The 17275-nt window shown below is 51.0% G+C and carries 15 protein-coding genes; 13 read left to right on the top strand and 2 right to left on the bottom strand.

Going from position 1 to position 17275, the window contains the following annotated elements:
• The first annotated feature begins 68 nt into the window (after nucleotides 1–68).
• The 13 genes from ACLB09_RS06830 (at nucleotide 69) to ACLB09_RS06770 (ending at nucleotide 16021) form a co-directional block, all read left to right on the top strand.
• A complete protein-coding gene (locus ACLB09_RS06830; RefSeq protein ID WP_410769055.1) occupies nucleotides 69–2465 on the top strand; it encodes a 3-hydroxyacyl-CoA dehydrogenase/enoyl-CoA hydratase family protein in 2397 nt (798 codons plus the stop codon).
• Between the two features lie 19 nt (nucleotides 2466–2484).
• A complete protein-coding gene (locus ACLB09_RS06825; RefSeq protein ID WP_410769054.1) occupies nucleotides 2485–3666 on the top strand; it encodes an acetyl-CoA C-acetyltransferase in 1182 nt (393 codons plus the stop codon).
• 102 nt (nucleotides 3667–3768) lie between these two features.
• A complete protein-coding gene (locus ACLB09_RS06820) occupies nucleotides 3769–5538 on the top strand; it encodes an acyl-CoA dehydrogenase family protein (RefSeq protein WP_410770044.1) in 1770 nt (589 codons plus the stop codon).
• A gap of 31 nt (nucleotides 5539–5569) precedes the next feature.
• Nucleotides 5570–7261, top strand: coding sequence for a long-chain-fatty-acid--CoA ligase (locus ACLB09_RS06815; protein ID WP_410769053.1), 1692 nt, complete (start codon nucleotides 5570–5572; stop codon nucleotides 7259–7261).
• Between the two features lie 60 nt (nucleotides 7262–7321).
• Nucleotides 7322–7738 (top strand): PaaI family thioesterase, encoded by a 417-nt coding sequence (locus tag ACLB09_RS06810; protein WP_410769052.1) that lies wholly within the window; start codon nucleotides 7322–7324, stop codon nucleotides 7736–7738.
• 121 nt (nucleotides 7739–7859) lie between these two features.
• On the top strand, nucleotides 7860–9317 hold the full coding sequence (locus ACLB09_RS06805; RefSeq protein ID WP_410769050.1) for a spore germination protein: 1458 nt from the start codon (nucleotides 7860–7862) through the stop codon (nucleotides 9315–9317).
• Nucleotides 9314–10531: a Ger(x)C family spore germination protein gene (locus ACLB09_RS06800; protein WP_410769049.1), complete on the top strand. Its 1218-nt coding sequence runs from the start codon at nucleotides 9314–9316 to the stop codon at nucleotides 10529–10531. The genes ACLB09_RS06805 and ACLB09_RS06800 overlap by 4 nt, the downstream gene beginning before the upstream one ends.
• A 15-nt stretch (nucleotides 10532–10546) precedes the next feature.
• Entirely contained in the window at nucleotides 10547–10768 is a 222-nt protein-coding gene (locus tag ACLB09_RS06795) for a hypothetical protein (RefSeq protein WP_410769048.1), read from the top strand.
• A gap of 17 nt (nucleotides 10769–10785) precedes the next feature.
• Entirely contained in the window at nucleotides 10786–11883 is a 1098-nt protein-coding gene (locus ACLB09_RS06790) for a GerAB/ArcD/ProY family transporter (protein ID WP_410769047.1), read from the top strand.
• 90 nt (nucleotides 11884–11973) lie between these two features.
• Nucleotides 11974–12432 (top strand): MarR family winged helix-turn-helix transcriptional regulator, encoded by a 459-nt coding sequence (locus ACLB09_RS06785; RefSeq protein ID WP_410769046.1) that lies wholly within the window; start codon nucleotides 11974–11976, stop codon nucleotides 12430–12432.
• A gap of 33 nt (nucleotides 12433–12465) precedes the next feature.
• Complete coding sequence (locus ACLB09_RS06780) at nucleotides 12466–13755, top strand: MFS transporter (RefSeq protein WP_410769045.1); 1290 nt, start codon at nucleotides 12466–12468, stop codon at nucleotides 13753–13755.
• Between the two features lie 200 nt (nucleotides 13756–13955).
• Nucleotides 13956–14609, top strand: a complete 654-nt coding sequence (locus tag ACLB09_RS06775) for a phosphatase PAP2 family protein (protein WP_410769044.1) — start codon at nucleotides 13956–13958, stop codon at nucleotides 14607–14609.
• 731 nt (nucleotides 14610–15340) lie between these two features.
• A complete protein-coding gene (locus tag ACLB09_RS06770; protein WP_410769043.1) occupies nucleotides 15341–16021 on the top strand; it encodes a M14 family metallopeptidase in 681 nt (226 codons plus the stop codon).
• A gap of 14 nt (nucleotides 16022–16035) precedes the next feature.
• Here the strand turns inward: ACLB09_RS06770 and ACLB09_RS06765 are convergent, their stop codons facing one another.
• On the bottom strand, nucleotides 16036–16902 hold the full coding sequence (locus ACLB09_RS06765) for an SDR family oxidoreductase (RefSeq protein WP_410769042.1): 867 nt from the start codon (nucleotides 16900–16902) through the stop codon (nucleotides 16036–16038).
• Nucleotides 16903–17038: 136 nt separating this feature from the next.
• Nucleotides 17039–17221 (bottom strand): hypothetical protein, encoded by a 183-nt coding sequence (locus ACLB09_RS06760; protein WP_410769041.1) that lies wholly within the window; start codon nucleotides 17219–17221, stop codon nucleotides 17039–17041.
• Nucleotides 17222–17275: the final 54 nt, after the last annotated feature.

The raw sequence follows: 17275 nt of genomic DNA, 5'->3' as shown, positions 1-17275 counted from the left end.
ACGCCAGACCTACGACTTACGAATTGTCCAACATCATTTATATTCATCTGAACGGAGGTATCAGGAATATGTATAAACCGATTAGAAAAGCAGCCGTCATCGGCTCAGGTATCATGGGCTCGGGAATCGCCGCCCAATTGGCCAATGCGGGCATTCCCTGCCTGCTGCTGGATATGGTACCGAAACTGCTTAACTCTGCGGAAGCGGCAAAAGGTTATACGTTGGAGCATCCGGCGGTGCGTAACCGGCTGGCCGTTTCGGCGATTGAGAATTTGAAGAAGACGAAGCCAGCGCCGCTATATGACCATGATTTTGCGGAGCGCATCACACCGGGTAACCTTGAGGATCACCTCTCGCAAATCGGTGAGGCCGATTGGGTGATCGAAGTCGTTGTCGAGAATCTTGAAATCAAGAAAGAGCTCTTGGCCAAAGTGGAGCCATATTGGAAACCCGGTACGATCGTCAGTACAAATACGTCCGGGATTTCCGTGAATGCCATGGCGGAGGGCAGGTCGCAGGAGTTTAGGAGCCATTTTCTCGGAACCCATTTTTTCAATCCTCCCCGGTACATGAAGCTGTTGGAGATCATTCCGGGAGAAACGACGAACCCGGAGCTTGTGGCAGGGTTAAGTTCGTTTTGCGAGCGAACGCTCGGTAAAACGGTCGTGCTCGCCAAGGATACGCCGAACTTTATTGCCAACCGGATCGGAACTTATGGCCTTCTCGTCACGCTGAATGAGATGATCGACAAGGGGTATACGGTAGAAGAAGTGGATGCGGTCACGGGTCCGGTGATGGGGCGGCCTAAGAGCGCAACCTTCCGCACGCTGGATCTGGTCGGGCTCGATACGTTTATTCACGTGGCGGATAACGTGTACTCGAACGTTTCGAATGAAGCGGAGCAGGAGGTGTTCGCTGCGCCCGAAGTGTTAAAGCAGATGGTAGCGCAAGGACGGCTCGGGGAAAAATCCGGTCAAGGCTTTTACCGAAAGGTGAAAGGACCGGAAGGAAGCCAGATTCTCGCGCTCGATTTGCAGAGTATGGAGTACCGGCCGCAGAAGAAGCCGGCATCCGGCTCTCTGGAAGCCGCCAAGCTGGCGAAAGGCGCCAAGGCGAAAACCGCCGCCTTGCTGGCCGGCGGCGACCGGTATTCGGATTTGGCCTGGAACGTGCTGAAGCAGGTACTGGTTTATGCCGCCGAAAAACTGGGCGAAATCGCGGATAGCGTGCGGGAAATCGATGAAGCGATGAAATGGGGATTCAACTGGGAACTGGGGCCGTTTGAAACCTGGGATGCCATCGGGTTGGTCAGGTCCGTGTCGAAGCTGGAGGCCGAGGGGCTGACCGTTCCGTCCTGGGTGAAGGAATGGATCGCGGCAGGCAACACGTCCTTCTACCGGAAAGAGGACGGCAAGCTGTTCCATGTTTTCGAAGGACGTTATAAGGACGTGGAACTTCCGCCGGAGGTAATATCGCTGAAGGATTTGAAGGCGCAGAACCGGGTGGTGAAGGGAAACAGCGGCGCAAGCCTGATCGATCTCGGCGATGGCGTAGCCTGCCTGGAGTTCCACTCTCCGAACAATGCGATCGGCGGCGATATATTGTCGATGATTTCGCAAAGCGTCGAAGAAGTCCGCAGGAATTTCGCCGGACTTGTGATCGCCAATCAAGGCAAAAACTTCTGCGTCGGAGCGAATTTGATGCTGCTGCTCATGGAAGCCCAAGATGAGGAATGGGACGAAGTTGATGACATCATCCGGTTATTCCAAAACACGATGCTTCAATTGAAGAGGTTTGAAAAACCGGTGATTGCAGCGCCGCACCGGATGACCTTGGGCGGCGGCGTGGAAGCCTGCATGCCTGCCGACCAGGTCATTGCGGCTGCCGAAACCTACTATGGGCTGGTGGAGGTCGGCGTCGGCCTGATTCCAGCCGGAGGCGGCTGCAAGGAACTCGCCCTTCGGGCCAGCCAGCAGGCCGGAATGCCCGAGGCCGATCTCCAGCCTTACTTGAACCGGATCTTCGAAACGGTCGGGACCGCAAAAGTGTCTTCCAGCGGACATGATGCCAAGAAGCTGGGCTATCTAAGACCGACCGACCGGATTGTACTGAATCCGGATCATACGATTTTTGAGGCGAAACAGGCGGTACTTCGCCTAGCCGCATCCGGCTACGAGCCGATGCCCGAAAGCAAATTGCGCGTTGTCGGCAGTGAGGGCAAAGCGGTGCTTCGGCTCGGTGCGCTCGGCATGAGGGAGAGCGGTTATATCAGCGACCATGATTTGCTGATTGCAAACAAGCTGGCTCATGTGCTGGCGGGAGGAGACGTTCCGGCCGGCTCGCTGGTGACGGAACGGCACATGCTGGATTTGGAGCGGGAAGCTTTCCTGAGCCTGTGCGGAGAGCAGAAAACGAGACAGCGGATGCAGCATATGCTCACCAAGGGCAAGCCGCTGCGGAATTAATGAAAAGGAGGCTGAATCCATGAAAGAAGCCGTACTTGTTTCTTTGGCGCGCACGGCAGTTGGCAAGGCGAAGCGGGGGAGCCTGGTTCAAACCCGCAGTGATGATCTGGGCAAAGTTGTGCTGGAAGCCGTGGTGCAGCGGGCGCCGGGATTGAAGAAGGAAGACGTGGAGGACATTATCATCGGCTGCGCGATGCCGGAAGGGGAGCAAGGCCTGAATTTCGCCCGGATCATGTCGTTGTATGCCGGATTTCCGGTGACGGTACCGGCCATTACGATCAACCGATTTTGTTCGTCCGGGCTGCAATCCATTGCTTTTGCGGCGGAACGGATCATGCTTGGTCATGCGGAGATTCTGATCGCCGGCGGCGTCGAAAGCATGAGCCATGTGCCGATGACGGGCTTCAAGGTGTCGCCGAATCCGAGGATCGTAGATGAGATGCCGGAAGTCTATATGGCGATGGGCCATACCGCGGAACGAGTAGCGGAGAAGTTCGGTATCTCCCGTCAAGATCAGGACGGATTTGCGCTCCGTTCGCATCAGAGGGCGGCGGCAGCGATCGCGGAGGGGAAATTCAAGGACGAGATCGTTCCGGTCACCGCAGAGCTTTCTCAAATCGGCGCTCAGGGGAAGCTTGAAAGGAAGACGGTAATTTTCGATACCGACGAAGGCGTGCGAGCGGATACGACCTTGGAAGCGCTGGCTCAATTGAAGCCGGGCTTTAAGGCGGGAGGCACGGTAACGGCGGGCAATACGTCGCAGATGAGCGACGGCGCGGCCGCGGTCGTCGTGATGAGCCGGGAGCGGGCCGAAGAATTGGGCTTGCAGCCGCTTGCGACGTTCCGATCCTTCGCGTTATCGGGCGTGGAACCCGAGCTGATGGGCGTCGGACCGGTTAAGGCAATTCCGAAAGCGCTCGAACTGGCGGGGATAACCCTGAATGATGTCTCGCTGTTCGAAATTAACGAGGCTTTCGCCTCGCAATGCCTGCACATCATCCGCGAGCTGGGCATCGACGAAGACAAGGTCAATGTTAACGGCGGCGCGATTGCGCTCGGCCATCCGCTCGGCTGCACCGGGACGAAGCTCTCCATCTCGCTCATCCAGGAGCTGCGCCGCCGCGGGGGCGGTTACGGCGTCGTGTCCATGTGCATCGGCGGCGGCATGGGTGCCGCCGGCGTGTTCGAGGTCCACTCGTAAAGTGCATCGAACTTAACCGTTGACTGTCATTGGCTTTGTCCATGGCGCGTGGTGTTATTGAATAATCGAAAAAGGAGAGGATCACAAGTGAGTCATGAAACGATGAATAAAGTGCCGGGCGGAAGTTTTGTGATTGAGGACGCGGATTACCGGGGGATCGTGACCCCGGAGGATTTTAGCGAAGAACAGCGGATGATCGCGGAGACGACGGAGCAGTTCGTGGAGGGCGAAGTGGCTCCCCGGGACGAAGAGGTGGAGAAGCTGGATTACGGCTTGACCGTGGACCTGCTGCGGAAAGCCGGCGAGCTGGGACTGCTGGGAGCCGATGTTCCCGAAGCTTACGGCGGGATGGGACTCGACAAAGTAAGCACGACGCTCATAAACGAGAAGCTGACGAAAGCCTCCTCGTTTGCGCTCTCTTTCGGCGCCCATGTCGGAATCGGAACGCTGCCGATCGTCTATTTCGGCACCGGGGAGCAGAAGCAAAAATATTTGCCGAGCCTCTCTACGGGAGAAAAAATCGCGGCTTATTGCCTGACCGAACCTTCTTCCGGTTCGGATGCTCTCGGTGCCAAAACAACGGCAAAGCTATCGGTAGACGGCACCCACTATGTGTTGAACGGCACGAAGCAATTTATAACGAATGCGGGTTTTGCCGACATTTTTATCGTGTATGCCAAGGTGGACGGCAAAGATTTCAGCACGTTTATTGTCGAGCGTGAGATGCAGGGCGTCAGCATCGGACCGGAGGAGAAAAAAATGGGGATCAAAGGCTCTTCCACTTGTCCGCTGATTCTGGAGGAAGTCCATGTGCCTGTCGGGAACTTGTTATGGGAAGTCGGCAAAGGACATTTGATTGCCTTCAATATCCTGAACATCGGACGCTTCAAATTGGCTGCCGGATGCGTCGGGGCGGCGAAGGACGCCATTGAACTGAGCGCTGCATATGCTAATGAACGGACCCAATTCGGCCGTAAAATTTCATCGTTCCCGCTGATTGGCAAGAAACTGGCGGAGATGAACATCCGTACCTTTGTGCTGGAAAGTATGGTTTACCGGACTGCGGGCCTGTTTGACGTCGGTCTCGCCGAGGTGGATCACGGCGGTGCGGATGTCGGATACCGGTCGGCCAAAGCGATCGCGGAATACCAATTGGAATGCTCGATCAACAAGGTATTCGGTTCGGAGGCTTTGGATTTCGTGGTGGATGAAGGCGTTCAAATCCATGGCGGTTACGGTTTTATTCAGGAGTACCGGATCGAACGGATCTACCGTGATTCGCGAATTAACCGGATTTTTGAAGGCACGAATGAGATAAACCGGCTGCTGATTCCCGGTACGTTGGTCAAGCGGGCGATGAAGGGCGAGCTGCCGCTGATGCAAAAGGCGATGAAGCTGCAATCGCAGCTCATGGAACCAATGCCGTCGAAGGATTTCGAGGGCACGCTGGAACAAGAGGCCCATCTGCTGGACATGGCAAAGAAAATTTTCCTGATGGCCGGCGCGCAGGCCGTACAGAAATATCAGTTGAATCTGGAGCGGGAACAGGAAGTATTGAGCCATCTGGCCGATATCATGATTTCGATTTTTGCGATGGAAAGCGCTCTCTTCCGTACCCGGAAAATGATTGACCGTTCGGGAGAAGGCAAAGCCGGGACCGCGATTGCGATGACGACGTCGTTCATCCATGAGCAGTTCGGCTTGATCGAATCGTGGGCGAAAGAGGTGCTGGCGACGATGGAAACCGGAGATACGCTGCGCACGCAGTTGTCGGTACTTAAAAAGCTAGCGAAACGCTCTGCCGTCAATACGCTGGAATTAAAGCGTCAAATCGCGGCCAAAGTGATTGAAGGAGAGAAATACGTGGTGTAGTGAAGTAGTTGATCGGATGGGAGGAAAGGCGATGTTATCCAACAAGCCATGGTTAAAACACTATCCTGCCGAAGTACCACCGACCCATGATTATCCGAAGCAAAATTTAGCCCAGTTTCTCGTTCAAACCACAGCGCAATATCCGGAGGCGGAGGCGCTTGATTTTTTGGGAAAAAAGACGACTTATGCCGAGCTCCTGGAAAAGAGTTACCGGTTCGCCGATGCGTTGCATCGGCTCGGAATAGGTAAGGGAGACCGGGTGGCGATCATGCTGCCAAATTGTCCCCAGGCGGTGATCGCTTACTATGGCACCTTGCTGATGGGCGGGATCGTGGTGATGACCAATCCGCTTTACATGCCGCGGGAAATCGAGCATCAACTGAAGGATGCGGGGGCCCGGCTAGTTATTACGCTGGACGCACTTGTGCAAAGGGTGCAACAATCCATGGGCTCGCAGCCCTTGGAATTCATCATCGTTACTTCAATTAAGGATGCGTTGCCGTTTCCGAAAAATCTGTTGTATCCCATAAAGGCTAAAAAAGACGGCATGGCCGCAAAAGTGACTTATACGGAACGGGTGCTTTCATTTCTGGATTTGCTGAAGCGTTCCTCTGCGGCACCTATTCAGGTTCCGGTGGACCCGGACGAGGATCTTGCGCTGCTGCAATATACCGGAGGTACGACCGGTTTTGCCAAGGGAGTTATGCTGACTCATAGTAACCTGGTCGCCAACACGCTGCAAACGAAGCTTTGGTTCTACCGCTCACGTATTGGCAATGAGCGGTACATGGCGGCTCTGCCCTTTTTCCACGTATTCGGGCTGACCGTTCTACTCAATCAGGCGGTTGCGCTGGGAGGTACGCTGATCCTCGTTCCCCGGTTTGAAATCAATCAGGTGCTGAAGACGATCCATAAGAAGCGGCCTACCGTTTTTCCGGGAGCCCCGACCATGTATGTAGCGATTATCAACCATCCCGAAATCAGCGGGTACGATCTGTCTTCCATTAATGTGTGCATCAGCGGGGCGGCATCTCTACCCCTGGAGGTTCAGACCCGGTTTGAGTCGCTGACCGGCGGCAAGCTGATCGAAGGGTATGGACTTACCGAAGCCTCTCCGGTGACGCACGCCAACAATATTTGGGAGAAGCGGAAAACCGGTTCGATCGGCATTCCGTTTCCGGATACCGAGGCGAAAATAGTACAGCCGGATACTTTGGAGGAGGTTCCGATCGGCGAAATCGGCGAGCTTGCGGTAAAAGGCCCGCAGGTGATGAGGGGCTATTGGAACCAGCCTGAAGAGACCTACAAATGTCTGAAAGAGGGCTGGCTTCTGACGGGGGATCTTGGGAGAATGGATGAGGACGGGTACTTTTACATTTTGGACCGGAGAAAAGATCTCATCATCGCAGGGGGCTATAACATATATCCGCGGGAAGTGGAGGAGGTGCTCTTTGAGCATCCCGATGTGGAGGAGGCTATTGTGGCAGGGATTTTCGATCCTTACCGCGGGGAAACGGTGAAAGCTTATATTGTGCCGAGAGCGGGGTCCAAGCCGGATGCCGAGGATTTGAAACGCTGGTGCAAGGAGAAGCTCGCTGCTTATAAAGTTCCAAAAGTATATGAATTTCGGGCTAGCCTTCCTAAAACCCTCGCGGGCAAAGTGCTGCGCCGGAAGTTGATTGAAGAAGAAAACGGTCGCAGCTCTAACGAGACGGGATCATAATCTGATGCTGGCAATGAAATTTCCTGCACCAAGAGAGTAACCGGTAAGGAGGTTGAAATTATGGAAGCGGATTCATTTGAAATGCATCCAAAGTGGGAGCAGTGGAATGAAGCGGCGAAGGGAACCTTCTGGGATGTACTGGGCTGTACTATTGAATCGGTGAGCGATCGCCAGGTCGTTGTCTCCCTAGAAATCCAACCACTTCATTTGAACTTGATCGGTATTTTGCATGGCGGCGTGCATGCGACGATCATCGATTCGACCATGGGGCTGCTGGCGATGATCGCAAAGCCGGAAGCAAGCGTGGTGACGACGAACCTGAACTTGAATTATGTCACCAAAGCTAGTCAGGGCCGTCTCTTAGTGACGGCAGAACTTGTTCACCTCTCCCACAAGTCGATTACCGCCCAAGCATTCGCCCGCCTGGAGGATGGAACTCTATGCGCCTTCGGAACGGGAACGTTTAGAGTGCTCTGAATATTTTGGATATGCCCGCCCGGCGATGGAGCCGTGGCGGGCTATTCATGTTAATATTCTCCTGATTTCCTCATTATTTCTTGGCTTTTTGGAAATAGTAAGGGAACAGGAGGGATAGGTCATGACCGTTGAAGAGCGAATCTCCGGGTTAGCTACAGATTTGCAGCAGAATATCGGAAGCATTCGTTCCATCCTGGGTCACAGTTCCGATCTGAATGTTCGCGAACTGACGATTGGCGGACGTTTGCGGACGGCATTGATTTACCTGGACGGAATGGCGGATGTCCAGACGATTCAAGGATATATTATTTCCCCGCTTTTGGAATTGTCCGGGCAGGAGGATATCTCGCTGTCCATGCTGGCGGATCATGTAATACAGGCCAGCGAGGTTTATTGGGCTATGGATTTGAAAGAAGCCGTAGAACAGATTTTAGCGGGGGACCTGCTCATGCTGCTTGAAGGAGAAGCCAGCGGATTGCTCATTTCCATTGCGAAATGGGAAGAACGCAGCGTGGACGAATCGAAAACGCAGCCGGTGGTTAAAGGCCCGCAGAATGCTTTTACGGAAAATATTCGGACTAATACGACGCTGGTCCGGCGCAGAGTCAAGCACGACAAGGTACGGGTAGCCGGATTGCGCGTCGGCAAGTTGTCCAAAACCGATGTTGCCATCATGTATCTCGAAGGGATCGCAAGCGACCAACTTGTCGCCAAACTGATCGGCAGCATGAACAATATTTCCGTGGACCGAATTCTTGAAGGCGAATACCTGGAGGAAATCCTTCTGGGGAACAAGCAATTTTCGATCTTTCCAAGGTTTTATAACACCGACCGGCCGGATACGATCGCTGCGGGCATTATGGAGGGAAGGATTGCCGTCTTTATTGACGGGACGCCGTTTGTACTGCTGGCCCCGACCTTGTTTAACGATTTCCTCCAATCGGCAGAGGATTACTATCAACCTTCTTTATACAGTAGCGCCATACGACTTTTACGGTACTGTTCTTTATTTATTTGTTTATTCGCTCCCGCTCTGTATATCGCTTTAACCACTTTCCATCAGGACATGATCCCGACGCAATTGCTTATCAGCATAGCCGGGCAAAGGGAAGGGACGCCGTTTCCTTCGTTCGTTGAAGCGATGTTAATGGAAATTACGTTTGAAATTTTGCGGGAAGCGGGCATCCGGATGCCGCGAACGATCGGGCAAGCGGTTTCCATCGTCGGCACGATCGTGATCGGACAGGCTGCTGTCGAAGCCGGCATCGTTTCGGCGGTCATGGTTATCGTCGTGTCGATTACGGCGATATCCAGCTTCGTGATTCCGGCTTACAGTATGGCGATCCCGGTCCGAATGATCCGTTTCGGCATGATGGGCCTGGCGGCCTCTTTTGGCGTATACGGACTTACCATCGGGTTGATTCTGCTAATCGTCCATCTCTGTCATTTGCGTTCTTTCGGTATGCCGTATTTCAGCCCGGTCGCACCCTATCATCGGTCTCAAATGAAGGATGCCTTGGTTCGCTTTCCGTTTCGCGATTCAAAAGTAAATAAACGGCAAGGACAGGGAACCCAATGATGGAACGGTACATTAGAATCATGAATTGCTTGTTGATCCTTCCGCTTTTCGCGGTCTGCCTCTCCGGCTGCTGGAGCCGTCAGGAACTGAATAGTTTAGCGATCGTACTTGCTCTTGGCATTGACCGGGCCGGTGATGAGTATGAAGTCAGCTTGCAATATATCGACCCGTCTGCCGTTTCCCGGAACAAAATCTCCAACCGCTCTCCAAGCGCCGTTTTTTCGCAGAAAGCGAATACCTTATTTGAGGCGCTTCGTAAAACTACGACAAAAGCATCCCGTAGAATGTATGAAGCTCATTTGCGTTTTATCGTATTCAATGAAGAAATTGCCAAGGAAGGGATTTTGCCGTGTCTGGATTTCTTGTTTCGCGATCATGAAATCAGGCCGGATTTTTATATGGCCATAGCAAAAAACTGCAACGCCAAGGATATTATCGGGTTTGTCAGTGCTACGGAAATCCTGCCGGGTATCGACATGTACAGAGCGTTGAAAACATCCGCAAAGGAGTGGTCACCCACTTCGGCCGTCAATGTGAAAGATATTATGGCCAAGCTTTCAAAGGACGGCGTCGAGCCGGTTTTAACAGGACTAACCCTGAAGGGGGATATCGAACGGGGAAAGACCGCGGAGAATGTTAAGAACCCGATCTCTCCAGCGGAATTCGAATTTATGGGAATCGGGGTATTTCGGCACGATCGGCTGGTCGGCTGGCTGAATGAGGACGAAAGCAAGACATTCAGCTATCTTACCAATCAAATTCACAGTTCCGTCGGGAAAGTAAAATGCCCGAATGGAGATGGCTGGTTTGCGGTAGAACTTACGGATTCTTCCTTCAAAATGATCCCCATGCTAAAAAATGATAAACCGCACATGAAATTGAAAGGGAAAGTCGAAGGCAACGTGGGCGAGGTACAGTGCCATGTTAATCTATTGGACCCCAGAGAGTTTGCCGCCCTGGATATAGCCGGAGAAGAAGGGCTTAAACATATTTTAAACCTTGGCGTGGCAAAAGTTCAGAAATATGGTGTCGATGTATTCGGATTCGGAGAGGCATTTCACCGGAAATATCCGAAACACTGGAACCAATGGAAAACAAACTGGAATCAAAAATTCCGGGAGGAGCTAACTTTTGAATTTGAAATTGAGTATCAATTAAAGCAACATGGAAAAATCAACAATCCTTTTCAAAACAAGACGGATCGGAGAGAGTGAGGGGCAAGCATGTTCTTGATAATTATGACGGTTGCATTAATATTCGCTTTTATGGAGTATAAGCAACTGAAAAAGCGAGGTAACATCCGGGAAATTGTGATAAGCGCAAGCCTGCTCGGAATTGGACTGATTATTTCAGCCATTCGTATTTCAGGCATGAAAATGCCCAGTCCTCATCTGCTTATTCGTCTAATCGAGCATTCGCTCAACCAAGTAATGCTGATCTTGGTTTCATGAACTGGGAGGGGGCGAAAATGAACTCATCGGAAAAATTAACCGCCCGACAAGCAACCCTGTGGTTTATTATGTTTCAATTGGGTAGTGCCTATTTGACTCTGCCGGGTTTTCTTGCGGCTATTGCGAAGCAAGATGCTTGGATAAGCATTTTGATTACGATATTCATTCAGCTGGTTCTCGTTATTCCGTTATATGTCTCCATTAGTAAGCAAACGAAAGGGCGCGGATTTGGAGATTATGTAGAGTCATTATTCGGAAAATATGGCGGTAAAATTTTCATGTGCGTTTTTTGCTTTGTATTTCCTTTTTTCGCCTTCACTCTCTCGCTTTGGTTTTTAGCCGATTTCCTGACTACCTCCGTGATTCCCGCTACGCCAGCCGATTCCATCTCCGTATTGATGCTGATTGCGGTGATCAGTGTGGTCAGATCAGGCGTTACGACCATCGGCAGATCGGCAGAGGCTTTATTCATACTGTTGATCGTGATTTTTTTACTGTGTATCGTCTCGCTCATGCCTACTTTCCATATTAATAACTTGCTGCCTGTCATGGAAAATGGGATAAAACCGATTATGCACGGTTCTATACTGCTCTTGGGATATCCGTTTATGGAAAGTTTTTTATTCCTGTTTTTCTTGAAGAATATGGAGATGAAGAAGTGGAAGAAGTCGCTGATATTCGGCAATATCGGCAGCGGTATTTATTTTTTAGGAGTGACGGTTGTTAACATCGGAGTGCTTGGAGCCGAAGTAACAGCTAATGTAACCTATCCGAGTTATTTTGTCATCCGAACGATCACCTTGGGTGATTTTTTTGAACGTTTCGAGATTTTGGTTTCGATGTTGTATTATGTGACCATATTTTTTCGTTTGTCGCTGCTTCTTCATATCACGGCAGAGGGCCTTGCCGGCGTTTTCCGGCTTTCGGACCACAGGCCGTTAATACTCCCGCTATGCCTTATTGCCCTTGCTTATCAAAGCGATCTTTGGCCGAATACCTCAGCCTCGCAAAATGATTTTAGACTCTTTTCGTTTTATCCGATGTTTTTCGGTTTGGTCGTAGCTTTCTTACTATGGGTAGTCGGAAAAATCAAAAGGATAAACAAGCCGTCTTGAAATGGGTGATTGTCTTCACTGTCTTGACAAATTTGGTTGCTTTATATATAGTTGTTTATGCAACTATATTTATGGAGAGGATTTTGGTTCATGACGACAGAAGACCAAAACGGGAGTTTAGCCATCGGGTTTATTATGGGAGTAACTTACCGGAAAATCGCATCTCTTTTACAAAAAGAATTAAAAGCGTACGACATTACGCCCGAACAATGGTCGGTATTGCATCAGATTGACCGTTCCGAAGGCATGATACAACGCGAAATAGCGGCACGGACCGGTAAAGACAAGCCGACCACGACGCGGATTCTGGATCATCTGGAAAACAAAGGCCTGGTATACAAGCAAACGGGTCAGCAAGACCGGAGATCTTTTCTTGTCTACAGTACGGAACGGGGAAAAGCGTTGATTCGCGATACGCTGCGGATCGAAGAGGGAGTGACCGAAGAAGTTAAAGCTTGTTTATCCGCGGAGGAGTATGTCATGCTTACGGAATTGCTCTTGCGGATTAACGATCACGTTAGTCAAGTCATAGAAAATAAAGATAAATAATAGCTAAGAACAGACAGGGATGGGAGAGAAATTATGCATCAAGAAGAACATCAGGGAGCGCTTTGGACAAAGTCGTTTATTTCATTAACGCTTTGTTCGTTTTTATTGTTTTTAAATTTGCAAATGTTGTTGTCGTCTTTTCCGGCCTATGTCAAAAATCAGTTTCAAGCCGGAGATCTGCAAGTCAGTCTGGTTACGAGCGTCTTTGCCATCTCGGCCATACTAACCCGTTTTCTGACCGCGGCATTATTGAAGAAATGGTCGCGTAACGCGCTGTTATTCGCCGGATTGATCATTGCGGCCTTAACGACAGGTATTTACGTTTTTGCCGGATCGGTTGGAACGCTGTTAATTATGCGGGCAGGATACGGCGTCGGTTTCGGGATCGCGAGTACGATCCTTCCGACCCTTGCATCGCAAATCATCCCTCTTCGCCGTATGGGGGAAGGTATCGGGTACTTTGGCCTGTCTTCAAGTCTGGCCATGTCGATCGGCCCGATGATCGGACTGAATGTGATGAAGCAATCCGGTTTCAGTACGCTTACCGTAATCGGGACGGTCACTGTCATTGTGATTCTTCCGATACTTATACTGACACGCTCTATACCGCCCGCACCGCGAATCAATAGTGGAGAGGGAGCGAATAAGGCGGTTTCTCGGAAAAACTCGAAGGGTGGAGCGTCAAATGCGGTCCCACGCACCCCCTTCAACCGCAAGCTGTTGTTCCCGGCCTTGTTAAACGTGGTATTATCGATCACGTACAGCGGCCTGCTCAGTTTCATCGCTCTGTTCGGCGAATTCGTTCATTTGGAACAGGTCGGTTTGTTTTTCCTTTTCAATGCAGTAACGATCATTATTATCCGACCGATATCCGGACGTGTGTTCGACCGGCGGGGACATGCCGCGGTACTGATTCCCGCAGCGCTGCTGGTTGTCGTCAGCATGACGGTGCTTTCCTTTGCCACTACGCTACCGCTACTTGTGGTTTCAGCTTTGTTGTACGGACTTGGTTTCGGAGCGATCCAGCCGACGATTCAGGCATGGATGCTGCGCACATCCACAACGGAGCAATACGGAGCAGCAAACAGCATGTTTTATAATTCCACCGACTTTGGTGTTGCCATCGGAGCAATAATTCTGGGTGGCATCGCATCCGCCACGAACTATGCGAAGATGTATTTATATTCCGCAGGTTTTATGGTGCTGTTTATCGTATTATATTTGACCATCTATCTGATTTCCCGCAATAAGGATAAGGGAAAGACAGAGGCGGATCTATCCTCCGAGGCTCTTGGCAATTCATCCGTATCGACTGAGATGTGACTATAAGGCTGCGGTGCTATGGCGCCGTAAGCCTTATTTTTTCGTGTTTCGTTCAATCCGCTTCAGGGTTTTAGAATTCACAGCGGTCACAAAGTCACTGCAGGAGTTGAAGCCAGTCCAAAAATTTGGAAAGCGAGCTTTCATAGGGTTATACTCATAGTGACGAATACTTGTCTACATAGCAGAGAGGATTTTAAAAAATGTTTCAGCATGATGATCAGCAGATGAAATCTAGTCGCCCCATCTCGATTACTACGATTACCGGGGCGATCTGTGCCGCGGTATTTATCGTCATAGCTGCTGCGGTACAAAGCGGCCGGATAAACCGGTTTGACCGGACTCTGATCGATTTCGTTCAAGGAAGGGAAGCACCGGGGCTTACCGGGGTCATGGAGTTTTTCACCAGCATCGGTAACGGAACGTCGGTGGCCTTAATTACCATTGTTGCGATGATTTTTTTATACGGAGTTTTAGGGCATCGCAGAGAACTGCTGCTACTTTGCTGTGTGATGATCGGTTCTACGGCGCTTAACAGCTTGCTCAAATTAAGTTTTATCCGGGAACGCCCTACGTTTCACCGTTTGATTGAAGTGACCGGCTACAGCTTTCCAAGCGGACATTCCATGGCCGCATTTTGTCTCTACGGAACGCTCGCCTATTTGCTTTGGCGCCATCTTCCCGGCAGAAAAAGCCGGTTTGTGCTTATATTGGTCAGCATCATATTTATAGTCTGCATCGGCCTGAGCAGAATTTACCTAGGCGTTCATTACCCGAGCGATGTGCTGGGGGCGTACTTTGCAGGATGCTTCTGGCTTTCATGCTCCATTTGGTTGTATAAACGCTATATAGTGTAATTGTAAATCCTGAGACGCAACTTGGACGCCATTTAAACAAAACTGCCATCGGAGAAATATCTCCGGTGGCTTTCTTTGTTGATAGGCAGATATACTATTGAACGATAATTATTAACTGTAAAACCTACAGCTAATTTTCTGATTAAGCGTGTTTTTCGCGAATTAGCTGTAAAACCTCCAGTTAATTCGGCCATTTTGCTTGTGAAGCCGAAATTTTACGGAAATAGATGTAGTTTTTCCTGTTGATTCGGACAAAGGGAGGGATGCTGGCTAATTAACTGGAGGAAATCCAGTTAATTCTATTAAGAAGTAAGGTTCCGATGAGTTTGGTACAGATGAGCAGGTGCAAGTATGAGGAATTGCCGAGCGTGATACCAAAGAGTAACCGAAAATTGAGAAGCAACCTACATTAGCGGCGTATCTGACATGCTGAGGCGGAATTCACGAGGTCTCACTCCTACTGAGCAATAATGATCAAATATGAGGCAATATCTACTGTAAAATGAGGCATCAGTACACTTTAACTATGGTTCGTGATATGAGGTACTCGAGGACTTTGATAAGTAACAAGGAGAAGAGTCATAGTAGAAATAAGATGAACTAATACGCTCTTTTATCGGCTCTTTTTGGACAGGACCGGGTAGAGGTCCAAGCTGTGGAACGCAAAATCGAATAGGATAGAAAAACAAAGAAAAATCGAGGGGGCCGTAAAATCAGCGGAGGTGAGGTTCGTGCCGAATCAGAAAAAGTGGTTGGCGTCCGGGTCGTCTTACGCTACTCCTTATTATGATTTCCAAACCAGGCGGAAGGGGCCGGCGGTGATGGTGGTAGCCGGGATTCACGGGAACGAAACAGCGAGCATTCAGGCCGCGAAACAGCTGGTTGACAGGTTATCTTCCCAAGAACTAGCGCTAAAAAAAGGGAGGCTGGTGATCGTCCCGGTCGTCCATCAAACCGCTTACCGCAAAAGAATCCGCGGGATTCCCGATTTGAACCGGACGTTTCCTCGCGGATCCGGTAAAAAAGCCGGCCATCCACTGTCAGCTGCCCTTTATCAGCTGGCTGTACGCCTGGGGCCGGCCTGGTATCTGGATTTGCACGAAGCGAACGGATTGTCACAGATCAATCCCAAAAGATTGGGGCAGACGCTGATCACCCAACCGGGAAGCCGGGCCGTGCCGGCTTTGCGAAAGTTGATCCGCAGCCTTAATCACACGATCCCGATAAAATCGCGGCATTTCAATTTGAGGCTGCATGAACTGCCCGGCTCATCCCGGACCGCAGTCGCCCGAGTCCTGAAGTCGCGGGCGGTGACGGTTGAAACGTGCTGGAGTCTGGACAAGGCGGAGCGCGTCCGTTATCAGGTTGATGTGGTTAGCGGTTTGTTACGGGTAGCCGGGCTACTGAAATAGCTCAGCTATCCCGTTTATTTTTCTTTCCGGGTCAGTTTGGCAATATCATCCCATTCCTCGGCGGTGAGTTCGGCAAGATCATTAAACTGGCCGGCTCCCCGAAGCCATTCCCCTCCATCAATCGTCACGACTTCCCCATTGATATATCCGGCTGCATCCGATATGAGGAAGGCGGCCAAGTTCGCAAGTTCATCCGGTGATCCGGTTCTCCCGAGGGGAATCCGCGATATCATTTTTTCTTCCAGCGCCGGCGTGGGGGATAGACGGGACCAGGCTCCGTCCGTGGGGAACGGGCCGGGGGCAATCGCCACCTGGCGGATGCCATAAGGCGCCCATTCGACAGCCAGCGAACGGGTTAACGCCAGTACACCGGCCTTGGCTGCCGCTGACGGGACGACGTAGCCGGAACCGGTGGCGGCATAGGTCGTGACTATATTGAGCATCGTCCCGGTTTGCTTCCGGTCAATCCAGCGCTTGCCCACTTCCAGGGTCATATAAAAGGTGCCGTGCAGGACAATGTTCAGCACGGCGTCTACGGCGCGGGGGGACAACCTTTCCGTCGGACTGATGAAATTGCCGGCGGCGTTGTTGATAAGCACATCGATTTTGCCGAACCGCTCCTCAACGGCTGAAACCAGGTTCGTGACCTGCTCAGGATCCCGGACATCGCATGTTTTATAAAAGACAGCATTTTTGTCTGGGTTAACGCCTTGGGCGAATTCATCGACAGTTTGCTTCAGTACCTCCTCACGCCGCCCGCAAATGGCGAGCTTCGCGCCCAATTCCAGAAACCGTCTGCCCATTTCACGGCCCAGCCCGGTACCTCCCCCGGTAATTAAGATGACTTTGCCTCTTAATAAATTTTCCGAAAATACGCCCATTCGTCCCGCCCCCTCCAAAAAAAATTAATTAATAAACAAGTATTCGCCCCGGCAACGATTTAACCCTTTCGGATGATACTAACATTGAAACGACAAAAAACCGCCCGGTTTCCCGTAGCGGTTTTTGCTAGTCATTTTATTGTTTTTCCGAATCCGATTCCGTGTAAGCTACCGGTTTGGCAACCCACTCGTCGGCTTCCGGCTCGATATCCACGCCGTTCTCCATTTTTTTCTTCTCGGCCAGTGAATCCCCTTCATGATCCGGTTTATTCCGGAGTTCGGCTTCATCGCGAAACTGCTCGTTATCTTGATGCGGCATGTTAAATTCCTCCTTCTGAGACTGTTCTGTGGTAATTCCTTATTTATAGTTACC

This window comes from Fontibacillus forbon, assembly GCF_046559655.1.
Lineage (GTDB): Bacteria > Bacillota > Bacilli > Paenibacillales > Paenibacillaceae > Fontibacillus.
Note: the sequence above shows the minus strand (reverse complement) of the source record. Positions and strands in the feature narration are given on the sequence as shown.